This is a genomic window from Planococcus chinensis (assembly GCF_020071995.1).
Classification (GTDB): Bacteria; Bacillota; Bacilli; order Bacillales_A; family Planococcaceae; genus Planococcus; species Planococcus chinensis_A.
The window spans coordinates 204,408-216,221 of sequence record NZ_JABWTK010000006.1 but is presented as its reverse complement, the minus strand read 5'-3'; the positions used below and the strand labels follow the sequence as shown (position 1 = coordinate 216,221).

At 45.0% G+C, this 11,814-nt stretch carries 11 protein-coding genes; 8 read left to right on the top strand and 3 right to left on the bottom strand.

Annotation, left to right across the window (positions count from 1 at the left end):
- Positions 1 to 48: 48 nt before the first annotated feature.
- The 6 genes from HU147_RS12005 to HU147_RS11980 all read left to right on the top strand — a co-directional run bounded on the left by HU147_RS12005 (position 49) and on the right by HU147_RS11980 (position 7,435).
- Complete coding sequence (locus tag HU147_RS12005; RefSeq protein WP_224076462.1) at positions 49 to 1,314, top strand: ABC transporter substrate-binding protein; 1,266 nt, start codon at positions 49 to 51, stop codon at positions 1,312 to 1,314.
- Between the two features lie 92 nt (positions 1,315 to 1,406).
- A complete protein-coding gene (locus HU147_RS12000; RefSeq protein ID WP_224076461.1) occupies positions 1,407 to 2,285 on the top strand; it encodes a carbohydrate ABC transporter permease in 879 nt (292 codons plus the stop codon).
- A 13-nt stretch (positions 2,286 to 2,298) separates the two neighbouring features.
- Positions 2,299 to 3,129, top strand: a complete 831-nt coding sequence (locus HU147_RS11995) for a carbohydrate ABC transporter permease (protein ID WP_224076460.1) — start codon at positions 2,299 to 2,301, stop codon at positions 3,127 to 3,129.
- Between the two features lie 157 nt (positions 3,130 to 3,286).
- A complete protein-coding gene (locus HU147_RS11990; protein ID WP_224076459.1) occupies positions 3,287 to 4,285 on the top strand; it encodes an HNH endonuclease in 999 nt (332 codons plus the stop codon).
- 87 nt (positions 4,286 to 4,372) lie between these two features.
- Positions 4,373 to 6,400, top strand: a complete 2,028-nt coding sequence (locus HU147_RS11985) for a Na+/H+ antiporter (RefSeq protein ID WP_224076458.1) — start codon at positions 4,373 to 4,375, stop codon at positions 6,398 to 6,400.
- A 138-nt stretch (positions 6,401 to 6,538) separates the two neighbouring features.
- Positions 6,539 to 7,435 carry a proline iminopeptidase-family hydrolase gene (locus tag HU147_RS11980; protein WP_224076457.1) on the top strand — a complete coding sequence of 299 codons (897 nt, stop codon included), beginning with the start codon at positions 6,539 to 6,541 and terminating at the stop codon, positions 7,433 to 7,435.
- Between the two features lie 63 nt (positions 7,436 to 7,498).
- Here HU147_RS11980 and HU147_RS11975 read toward each other — a convergent pair whose 3' ends face one another.
- Both HU147_RS11975 and HU147_RS11970 read right to left on the bottom strand, forming a co-directional pair.
- Positions 7,499 to 8,260, bottom strand: a complete 762-nt coding sequence (locus HU147_RS11975; RefSeq protein ID WP_224076456.1) for an arylamine N-acetyltransferase family protein — start codon at positions 8,258 to 8,260, stop codon at positions 7,499 to 7,501.
- 158 nt (positions 8,261 to 8,418) lie between these two features.
- On the bottom strand, positions 8,419 to 10,086 hold the full coding sequence (locus HU147_RS11970; RefSeq protein WP_224076455.1) for a DUF2207 domain-containing protein: 1,668 nt from the start codon (positions 10,084 to 10,086) through the stop codon (positions 8,419 to 8,421).
- Positions 10,087 to 10,500: 414 nt separating this feature from the next.
- Here HU147_RS11970 and HU147_RS11965 point away from each other — a divergent pair, with 414 nt between their 5' ends.
- Together HU147_RS11965 and HU147_RS11960 are read left to right on the top strand one after the other, a co-directional pair.
- A complete protein-coding gene (locus HU147_RS11965; RefSeq protein WP_440137300.1) occupies positions 10,501 to 10,824 on the top strand; it encodes a GNAT family N-acetyltransferase in 324 nt (107 codons plus the stop codon).
- 3 nt (positions 10,825 to 10,827) lie between these two features.
- Positions 10,828 to 11,277, top strand: coding sequence for a DUF1259 domain-containing protein (locus HU147_RS11960; RefSeq protein WP_224076453.1), 450 nt, complete (start codon positions 10,828 to 10,830; stop codon positions 11,275 to 11,277).
- Between the two features lie 68 nt (positions 11,278 to 11,345).
- On the opposite strand, the gene HU147_RS11955 is transcribed toward HU147_RS11960, so the two are convergent.
- The gene (locus tag HU147_RS11955; protein ID WP_224076452.1) at positions 11,346 to 11,744 is read right to left on the bottom strand and encodes a DUF2512 family protein; all 399 of its coding nucleotides are present in this window, start codon (positions 11,742 to 11,744) and stop codon (positions 11,346 to 11,348) included.
- Positions 11,745 to 11,814 lie beyond the last annotated feature (70 nt).

Genomic DNA, 11,814 nt, shown 5'->3' with positions numbered 1-11,814 from the left:
AGTAAATTCTGATGTAAGCGCTATCAAATTTAAAAGGGGGTCAAGTCATTGAAGAAACTGGCATTTTTTCTAGTAATTTTGGCTGTACTTTTTTTATCAGCGTGCGGTGGTGGATCAGGAAGCGGCGAAACAGCAGATGGGAAGATTGAGTTGACGTATATCAACGGCTTCACTGGGGGTGACGGTGATTTTATGAAAAAAATCACCGATGGATTCAACGAGTCGCAAGATAAGTACGTTATCAAAGAATCCCAGGAAAAAGACCATTACACCAAATTTAAAACAGGCAACTATGATTTAGTAATCATTCACACAGATTTGCTTGAGACTTACAAGCAGGATGGAATGATCCAAGACATCAGCAGTGTTATGGAAACTGCCGGCGTTAGCCCGGATGATTTCCATGATAAAGCCAAAGAACAAGTGACATTTGATGACGGCGTTTTTGCAGTGCCTCTTGATATACACCCGATGACGATGTTTTACAACAAAAAATTGGCACCTGAAGCCCCTCAAACTTATGAGGATTTTGCAAGTTTGACGCAATCGCTCCAGCAGCAGGATCCGAACCTTTTTGCAACCGGCGTCCCGAGTGCAGGCCTTGGAGAATGGTTTATCATGACAGTCGCTGCCCAAAATGGCATTGATCTGGTTGAAGATAATTACATGAATTTTGCGCAGGAAGAATTAGCAGACGCTTTGATGATTTACAACAATATGATTTTTAAAGACAAGATTTCTCCTGAAGGCTTGGGGCTTGATGGTGAATTCCAGGCATTCATGAAACAAGTAGATGAAGGCGGAAGCGCTGTGCAGACGGCGACTGCTTTAACCGGTCCTTGGTATTACCAGGCGGTCAAAGAAGCGTATGGCGATGATTTGGGAATTGCCTCTGTGCCCGTTATTGGAGAACAGCCGGGAGTATATGGAGCTGGCCATACACTGGCTTTGCCTTCATCGGTAACAGATGAAGAGCGGATTGCCGGAATTGCCGAGTTTCTAAAATATATGTATACGCCGGAAAACTTAATCAACTGGGCTGACAGCGGACAGGCGCCGACCCATATGCCGACGATGGAATTGGTGGAATCTGATGCGGCGAAATATCCGCTTTCGGCTCAAAACATTAAACAGTTCGATTCGTTCGAAGGGGCACCGAAGCTGTATCAATACCGTGAACAGGTCCGCTATGTTGTTGAAAATGTCTATCCGAAAGTAGTCGGGGACGCCAACATGACGAAAGAAACCTTGATGGGCGAACTGGAAAAAGCAACAGAGCAATCAAAACAAGTGGCAGAAACAGCGCCTCAATAAAGTAAACGATAGTCAAAAATATGGCTGAACGGCATTTCATCCTGGAAATCAGTGAAATGCCGTTCTATTTAAATCAAGGAGGTGGCGCCTGTATGCGGATTTCAAAAACCTGGTCGTTTATCTTGTTTTTGCCGTTTCTGATTTGCTTTGTTTTGTTTTTGGTTGTTCCATTTGCGTACGGCCTGTATATCAGTTTTCATCAATGGTCTATTTTTGGCGGAAATGGCGGTTTTGTCGGCTTCGATAATTATGTTTCCATTTTGACACCTGGGAATGTATATAGCAATGCCTTTTATAATGGGTTTAAAAATACACTGATTTTTGTGGCCATCAGTGTCATCCCATTGGTTGTCATCAGCTTGGCACTGGCTTTGGTGATCGACAGTATACCCGATAAGTTGAAAGTTTTTTACCGGACCATTTTCTTTATCTCCTATGCCGTCTCCGTCACAGCCGTCTCCGCCATTTTCAAATGGCTGTTTACCGGCAACGGCGGCTATGTAAACAATGTCATGAATACCTTCGGCCTCGGAGCGTTGAACTGGCTGAACGACCAGCCGCTCGCCTGGATTGCTATCCTGATTGCGACTGTCTGGTGGACGATCGGCTTTAATATGATCCTGTTTATCAACGCGCTGGACGAAGTGGACCGTAATCTATACGAAGCAGCCAGTCTAGACGGAGCCAATTGGTGGCAGCGTTTCAGCAATATCACGTTTCCTTCCATTAAAGGGGTATTTGTATTTTTAACCATCATTACCGTCATTGCTTCTTTCAATCTCTATGGCCAAACCTTGCTGATTACAGCAGGTGGGCCTTCGCAAAGCACAACTTCCTTGATTATGGTAATCCAGCAGATGGTGTTTAATCAGAACAACCTCGGGATGGCTTCGGCTATGTCCATGCTGATGGGGCTGGTGATGGTCTTGATCGTAGCCGCCCAGTATTTATATACATTGCGCAAAGATTAAGGAGGCAGGAATGATGAAAAAATCGATGAAAAAAAATGCATTCGTTCTAATCGTCGCGACTTTGCTGGCCATCGTGTTTTTGCTGCCCTTGATATTCATGTTGTTTACGTCGTTTAAGGCATTAAGCGAAGCCATGTCGTCTTCTGCCTTATTGCCCAAAGAGTGGACACTTGAAAACTACGGCAGCATCTTCGGCATTGCAGCAGATGTGCCGGTCATCCGCTGGCTGCTGAATACCGGCATCGTAACAATTGCGGGTACTTTATTGGTGGTATTCGTCGATGTGCTGGCGGCGTATGCTTTGGCCAGGCTGAATTTGCCGGGGAAGAAGTTTTTCTTCACGGTCGTGGTGGCGGCTTTGACAATTCCTGGAATCGTTACACTGTTTCCGATGTTCTACATATTCCGCGAATTGAATTTAATCAATACGTTCGCGCCGCTCATCTTGATTTATTCGGCAAATACGATGGGTGTGTTTCTGGTTTACAGCTTCCTGAAAGGGTTCCCGAAAGATTTGGAAGAGGCTGCTGTCATTGACGGCGCTTCACTTTGGCAGATCCTCCGTTTTGTCATTTTCCCCGCCATCCGGCCGGTGGTGGCGACGCTTGCGGTTCTGACTTTCCTGACGATTTACAATGACTTTCTATGGCCGTCCGTTGTGACAAGCGCCGATGAAATGAAAACCGTGACGGTCGGCGTTGCCAATCTGGTCCAGGGAGCCAATTTTGTTAACCCGGGCCGCATGATGGCCGCAACTGTGGTAGCGACGTTGCCCGCATTGATTATTTTTGTAGCAGCCAACAGATATTTTGTGCGCAGCGTCATCAGTTCGGGGATTAAATAAAGCTTATGAATGCGGGCACCTTCCAATGGGTGCCCGCATTTTTGATGTGTTCGGCAATCCAAAAGGCAAACTTCTAAACGCAGAGCCGCAAATTGGGTTATGATTAAGGTAAGGAACCATCAGGATGCAAGAAAGAGCCGTTTAGGAGGAACTTCAGGTGAACAGTTTTATTGTCATGCAAGGAGAAACGTATCAGGATGAAAAAAGATTAGGGCTCTTGTGGACGCCCCAACACGATAAATCAGGCATGGTGCCGCATTCTTATAGAAGAATGGAAGAAATAAAAAAAGGGGACCGGATTTTCCATTATGTGAAGGGCTTTATCATCGCCATGAGTGTCGCGAAAGAAAATTGCCGTACTGGCAGCAAATCCGCTTTACTACATGGGTCGGCAGACGAAAATGAAAAAATCTTCGCCGTGTCTGTGGAATATCATGAACTGGAGAACCCCTTGAACATCGGTACATACATAACGGAGCTGAAAAGTATGCTTCCGGTAAAATATTCGGCGTTCCAGGAAGACGGGACCGGTAATCCAGGGTATCTGTATCCGTGCAACGAAGAACTGGCCATTAAGCTTTTGGAAGGCATCAGTATGCTGAATGTGTATGCACCGGAGGCAGAGCAGCTGGAACTCGCGATGGAAGTGGTCCGGACAACGGAGCACAACCCGCTTGTGTCGCTCATTGCCGAAACCATTTTAGAAGCGAAAACGAAAATTCAGCGCGGTGAGCAGCAATTCGGCAAGCGTTTGTCCCGTCTTTGGAATAAATCCTGCCCGTTATGCGGCATGGATCTGGAGCCGGTTTTAAAAGCGACGTATGCCAAGCCATGGAAAGACAGTTCCGATCCGGAACGGCTGGATCCTTATAACGGCGTATTGTTGTGCAGCAACCACAACGCCATGTATTTGGCCGGCTTGATTTCATTCAATGCCAATGGCAAATTACAGATTGCGAAAAAAATTCCTGTTGAAAAGTATGCGGATTATGGGCTGAATGAAAAGGTGAAAATTTCGGTTTATCCGGAAAATGGCGTTTATTTCAAATGGCACAGGAAGAATCTATTTGCCGATAAAAGAACCCGGTCCATCTCGCTGAAAAAAGAGCTGGTTTCTGCTGAAAGCAAAGCGGCTGAAAATAAGATAGAAGAATAAGAAGTTAAATTAGTTATCCATGCGGTGAATCTGGAATTTTTGGGTATATAACAATTACATGATTCCCTTAAAGAACGGAGAGCCTGCATGGATATTTTAATGACGATTCTACTGCTGATTACAGCTTTATTGATTTCAAATATTATTAGCCATTACACCCCCTTTATTCCCACAGCATTGGTCCAAGTGGCGCTAGGCGTCATCCTTGTTTTCCTATTCGAGGACATTTCGTTTGATATTGAAACCGAATGGTTTTTGCTCTTATTTATCGCGCCTCTTTTATATAACGACGGACGCCATTTTCCGAGGGAAGAATTGTGGAGAATGAGAGGGCCAATCCTCGGCAATGCGGTTTTGCTGGTGCTGATTACTACAGTCGCCGGCGGCTTTTTTATCCACTGGATGATTGATGAAATCCCGCTCGCTGCTGCATTCGCCTTGGCAGCGATTTTATCTCCGACGGATCCTGTAGCGGTCAATGGGATTGCGCAGCGCATACATATTCCTCAAAAAGTACTGAACTTGGTTAGAGGAGAATCCCTGATCAACGATGCATCGGGATTGGTTGCGTTTAATTATGCGGTGACCGCAGTGGTTACCGGCTACTTCTCTTTATCCGAAGCGGTCCTCGACTTTTCTTATAAATTTGTCGCAGGCGGAGTTCTTGGGCTGGTATTGGGGTTCTTGGTCATCTGGATCCGCTACATTATCCGCCAGCAAGGCATCAACGATGTGACCTTTCTATCGCTTCTTCACATCATGACGCCCTTTATGGTGTTTATTATCACCGAGGATTTGCTGCATGCGTCCGGCGTAATCGCGGTAGTTGTCGCGGGCATCGTCCATTCTCTGGTACGGGAACGGACAGAAACATTGGTGGCGGAAGAGCAGATGCTGGCTGAAAACATTTGGACCATCATTTTATTTGTATTGAATGGCATCGTCTTTCTGCTACTGGGATTGAACATTCCTTCTTCGATGAGCGGAGTGTTGGAAAATCCCGCAATCAATATATGGGCACTAGTCGGCTACGTTATTGCCATCGGACTTGTCATTCTCGGCATCCGATTTGTCTGGGGGTATTTATTCTCCATTTACGAATACCGTTTCGGCAAAATGGAAGACGCAGCCAAGCCGAGTTTAAAGACAACTTTATTTGTCAGCTTAACGGGTGTGCGGGGGACCGTAACAATGGTTGGGGTATTGTCTATTCCGTTCTTGACGGAAAATGGCGATGATTTTCCGAACCGGTCGCTCATCATTTTCTTGGCGGCAGGCACCATCTTGTTCACGCTTATTTTGGCAACCATCATGCTGCCACTGCTCAGTAGAGGAAGCATGGAAGAAGGCGAGCAATCTGATTACCTGGATACCGAGGAAGCAAGACGAAGAATTTTGCTGGCGTCCATTAAACAAATCAAATCAGAAATGACCGAAGAAAACGAAGTGGCCGCCTATGAATTGATGGATGAATACAAGATCCGGCTGCAACAGACATACAATGAAGATTCCATGATGGACAGCACAAAAAAATACCGGCGCAAGCTGAAGGAACTGCGGCTCTCAGCCTTGCAGGAAGAAAGAAAATACATTGAAAAAGCACGTTCCAAAGGCTTGGAGACCGATGTATACGAAGCCTTCCAAAAATCGTTAAGCAGGCGGGAAGAGGCCATTAACCATAATCTTCGGTCACTGAGCATACACCTTCGAGGCAAGCTAATCCGTGCATGGCGCAGATTTAGAGGGCAGTACTTAAAAGATGAAGAAACCCGGTTGGTCCAACTGCAAATGGGCAAAGAAATCCAACTGGAAGCGCTGCTGGCTGCCCGGGACTATCTAGAGGAAAACGAAAAAAAGGCAGATCACAAAGAACTCGTGGAGGCAGTAATCTCTGATTACAATCAAATGGTCAGCGGGCTGCAGCGTCCGGAATCGCAATTCAATGAGCAATTTGAGCTGCAAAAAGAAGAACTGCGCATTATCGTTATGGATACGGGACGTGCGGAAATTGCCCGCCTGTATACAGAAGGCGATATTACCCGCGAACAAGCAAGGGAACTTAGAAGGTTCGTCAATTACATTGAAAGCATCACGCTAATGGAGCGCGGAGATTAAATGTTTGTATATGAAAAGGCTAAGCAGCTTCCTGAAGAAGCTGCTTAGCCTTTTTAATGCCGAAAAATTATTTTCTTGTTATTAATTCAGAATAATCAGATAATAAATAATAGCAATAGCACCAAAGGAGGAAGGCAAATGGCAGGGCAGTCAAAAATCATTCGGTTAGCAAACGGCTATCATGTATGGACGAGAAAAGCAGGAGAAGGTCCAATCAAGGTTTTATTGCTCCACGGTGGTCCGGGATTGACGCATGAATATCTGGAAAACTTCCAGGATTTCCTGGTGCCGGAAGGAATTGAAATTTACTTTTACGAACAGTTGGGCTCGTATTTTTCAGACCAGCCGAACGACCCGGATTTGTGGACAATTGAACGGTTCTGCAATGAAGTGGAAGAAGTAAGAGTCGGATTGGGCTTGGATGACTTCTATCTATATGGCCATTCCTGGGGAGGCATGCTGGCGATTGAATATGCGCTGAAGTACGGAGAATCCTTGAAAGGATTAATCATTTCAAGCACAACTGCAAGCATGAAGTTATGGGATAAGCATTTGCTTGAACTCCGTGATTCGCTGCCGTCAGAAGTAATCGAACGAATGGAAGTTTTAGAACAGCTTGGAAAAACGATGACAGAGGAATATCATGAGCTGTCCTGGAATTTCTTCGGAAGAAAATATATTTGCAGGTTGGAAAGCATGCCAGAAGCAGTGATGCGTTCAGAGGCACGGATAAATGAACAAATCATTGAGATTCTACTGGGAACTGCAACATTTGAAGTGAATGGGCGATTAAAAGACTGGGACCGGTGGGATGTGCTTCAAGATATTTATATTCCTTCTTTAGTGATAACAGGGCGATTCGACAACATGAGAGCAGCAGAGATAGAAGAAATGGCGAGGCTGCTTCCAATCTCCAGATCAGCGATTTGTGAAAATGGAAGCCATTTAACTATGTGGGATGAACCGGAAAGCTACTTCCAGCACATTATCACTTTTTTGAAGGACGTAGAAAGTGGAAGCTTTGAGTTAAGGTAATTAAATAGCCGGAGTCAAAGATGCTGTGAAGCGTTTTTGACTCCGGCCTAAACTATATAAAGTTCAATTTTTTAACGCGATGCCGAATTCCTCTTCCAGCACTTTCGTTTTTTCATCCGGCGATAAATCCGTCCGTTCTTTTTTGCCGTTTTGGGTCCGGGTCAGTTGATGGTCGGATAAAGTGACGCGCCCTTCCGGTGTAGCTTTCGTAACCAGGTCGTCATGCGTAAACGGAGAATCTTTGGAAACCTGATTAAAAACACAGCCTTCGTGGAAATCAGCCAATTGTTTTTCTTCCAGGCTAAAACGGTAAAGCGTGCGTTCTTTGCCATCATTTTCCCGCACCAAATCATAAAAATTCTCGTCTACTTGATTGATGCTGTAAGTTCCGCTATGGTCGGTGTGGCGTTCACCGCCGAGAGGAATCGGGCTGACGGTAGAATCGCCAAATCCGGCATCCACCAAATAAGGCACATCAAGATTGACCAAAATAGCAGCGTGCGTATCCGCCTTTGACCAGGTGCCGTCCGGTTTTTGGACAGTTGCAGAAATCAATTGGGCGTCAAACCCCAGCTCCTGGAGCAGCCAGTGAAACAATCCGTTGATTTCGTAGCAGTAGCCGCCGCGTTTTTGAGTGACGATTTTTTCGTATATGTTTTCGAGGTTCAAATAGATCGGAACCTCGCGGATGACATCCAGATTTTCAAAAGGGACGTTCTGCATATGCAGCGACTGCAGACGCGCTAAATCCTGCAAATAACATTCTTCGACCGGATAAGCATTGAATCTTTTCAAATAAGCGACTTTATCCATACTCCAACCCATTCCTTTCAATCATTGTCTTTCCTAATAGTAGCATGGCTGGAAACAATGGACACGAAATTTGAATTTCCCTAAACTACAATTTCCAGCGTTTCTATTGTACGTGAAAAACCACCTACTTTTTATAAGCGGGCGGTTTAAGCACTTGATTTAGGCGATGGCTAGAAAGCGCCGGATCCTCCGCCGGCATCATGGATTCCGCCATTTGCATAAGAAGAACCGCTCGCTTCTGCACTGGTAATGGAGCTGGCTGCCATGAAAACGCCGGTGAGGAGCAATGCATTCAAGTAGAATCCGTCATGGTCCAGCTGGTTGGCACGATTATCAGAGAGCGCTAAAACGGCTGAGGGCTTATTCGAAGGAACCGAATCGCTTCCAAGTGCAAAAGCGTACACACGTATTCGCTCACTCTGTGATAATTGCTCCCAGCGTTCCGGTTGCAGTTCGTTCATTGTTTTTCCGAGTCGCTTCCATTGCGCTTTGATTCGGTGGCCTCTTGCTGTGAGCGGCGTGTAGAAGACGGCGAATATGATGGCGGCCATCGCTGCGAACATGGAACAGGCCGTCTGCCAATGCAGTTCGTAATTGCCGGTATAAATGGCTAAAACAGTGAAGACAGCACTTAAACCGACAGCGAGCCAGCGCATGCCGGACCGATTTCCGTAAAGGTTTTTCAGTTTGACTTCCTGGGACACGTGTTCGTTCCAATCACTTACGGAATCGTTATAGGGAATATGATTTTTTTCGTTTTTTGTATAAGTTTCCACATCGCTTAACCGAAATTGTGTCCCATCACCTATCCGGTCGAACAGCAAATCGATTAAAGTGGATTCGTGCACCAGCTCAGTTCTCCGGCTCACCAATTCATAGTGGTCTTCGCTATGCTGCCGAACAAGCCCTTTGCGGACCAGTTCAACCAAGGCAGCTGCAATGGCGTTCGGACCAAGGAACGGGGATTTTGTGAAATAGAGAACTGCCGGGAGGCTCAGTTCTTCATCCGGCACAATTGTTTCAGTTGCTTGTCCTTTACTGTCTTTCTTGAGATGTATTCTTCTCCAGAAGGCTAAGCCGAAAAGGGAAGCAAGAGCTGAAGCGGCAAGCGGCAGAGCTGCCGAACTGACTATAATTGTTGTCTGTTGCTTATTCTTGAAAACGGCTTGTTCGTTTGCCAAGCGGTTACGGTCGTTTATCAAGTCATTTTTTATCATACCGGAAAGCGGAGCGGCAGCAGGGAAGAATTCTGGATTGTACACTACCCGTACATCTCCGTTTACGCCTGCCGGCACATCGCCAAGGGTGAAAGTGATGCTGCCGTCCTCCGATAGTGCGGCAGTGCCATAAGCTTCCTCGTAGCCAAGATACTCTGCCTCTTGGGTAGGTGCGGGCGGAGAAATGGTGATGGCCAGATTTTTGTAAGCAGTGGCATTGCGTTCATCAAAAAACGGCCAGTAAAACTGAGCTCCGTCTTTAAATTTTTCAACTGCATTTGTTATGGTATACGACAAGTAGACGGTGATTTTCTCATCATCGCCCGTTCGATCAATCTTATAAAGCTCTCCATACTTTTGAACATTTAGCTTTTTCGTTCCTTCGGAAGCGCTGAAATTGGTGATGGCAGTTCCAGCTTTCGGCTCGATTTGCCGGGTGATCCCGCTAAAATTGCCATCAAATTCATACGTATAGCGTTCTGTGACGAAAGCAGTGCCATCTCTGTTTAATAGTGCATGGATGTCGGCTTTGCTAATTTCAAAGTCGGCTGCAAAAACTTCGGCGGGCACTAGCAGCAGGAGCGGAAAGAATGAAAAAAACATCAGCATTTTTCTTTTCATCTCTATCACCTCTTTGTCCGGGATGCAAAGCAAAAGAAAAAATTATAATGACTTTCATGTAAAACCGCATGTGGGAATTGTTTTGAATGAAATACATACTTGTTTACAAAATTTAGAAATACTTTATCAGTGTAAAAGTATCTGGGTATTTAATCCCTTTATAATTGGCTGAATTTTTAGTAATATATAGAAGAATAAATAAATTATAATCCTTTTCGGCGGGATTATGTTAATTTTATTTACTTAATTTTTGATTTAATCGATAGAATCTCCTAGAAATTACTTTGGTCGTGTGATTTTAAGTAATGAAGCATTGGAATGCTTGCATCCAGCAAAGACAAACCAGATCAACACTGTGGAAATGAGGTTTCCGGAATGTTAATCAGATATAAAAAATCCTGTGAAAAAATAGCCATGGGTTTGCTTTCGTTCATGCCGTTCGAAAAAGACTTGAAAAGACTGAAACAAACCATGAAGGATTATGAGGAAAATCAGTCCAGCCATTTGTACCTGTGGAAAAAAGGGGAAGACTTTATTGGATTGATCGGTATAAAAGTTAACGAAACCAGCTATACGGTCCGCCACATTTCAGTCATGCCTTCTTATCGCGGAGAAGGAATTGGACAAACTATGCTGGAAAAGGTCCAAGAGCTGATGCATCCGCTAAAAATGGAGGCAACAGAAGAAACAAGTTCATTCATCGAAGCATTCAAAGAAAGAAGGAAAAGTTATCGATAAGTAATGAGCTATAGGAAAGGACTGAATCATATGCAGACAGCTGAAACAACTAGCGAAAACGTCAGCATACTTTTAGATGCTGAAGTGGAAACGATTGCTGGAAAACATACCGTAAAAAAAAATCGCACGCTTTTTATCTGCGATGACAAACTTTGCTTCGCTTGCACATTGGAGCTGGATATTTCGTTTAAACAACTACAGCCTGACGGGAAAGCTTTCAATTGTGCGGAGATTCTATTGCTCCCCGAAGAAGTTGAGCCGTTCAACTCGGCTTTACTGGACTACCAAATTCCATTTCCCAATAAGTTTCGCCAGTGGACAGTGGAAAACCCCCATATCGTTTCCGTGAATTTGGAAACCTTGGAACCACCCGAACATTTTGCCGGCCGCTTGGCTGCGGCTTTGAATTCGGTGGAGCCAAGGGAAGAACAATTGAATTTTAAAACTTCATGATATACGACAAAAGGCCGGAATCCGATTCCGGCCTTTTGCATGCTGTTTAAAGTAGACGCTGAAACTTTTCAAGCGGCAGACCGGGTACGGGTTCGATCTCGGAATACCCGGCTATCTAAATATTGATGGAAGAACCATTCTCCGCCTCCGATAAATAAGCCTGAAATGATAGCAGGTGTAATGATATCGGTGCTGCTGCCGACAAGGGCTTCTCCAACCAGCCAGATAACCAGAATGGCTACAGCCACATCGGCGATTGTTGCAATAGAATTGCGGGTCGCCTGTTCAGAACGAGCTCCGCCGCTGCGGAAAATCAGCAGGTCGCCCATGGCATAGGCGATCAAGGTCAGAGCCAAACTGATCAATAAAGTATCCGCGAATGAAACGCCGAAAAATCCGGTTAACATAATTAATAATACCGCGGCGATCATGACAAACTTGATGGCTAATGCAATGAGGTGCTTCATAATGATCTCCTCCTATTTTTATATTCATTCTCCGTTTACCCGAAATGCATAATAAATAAATATGCTTTTG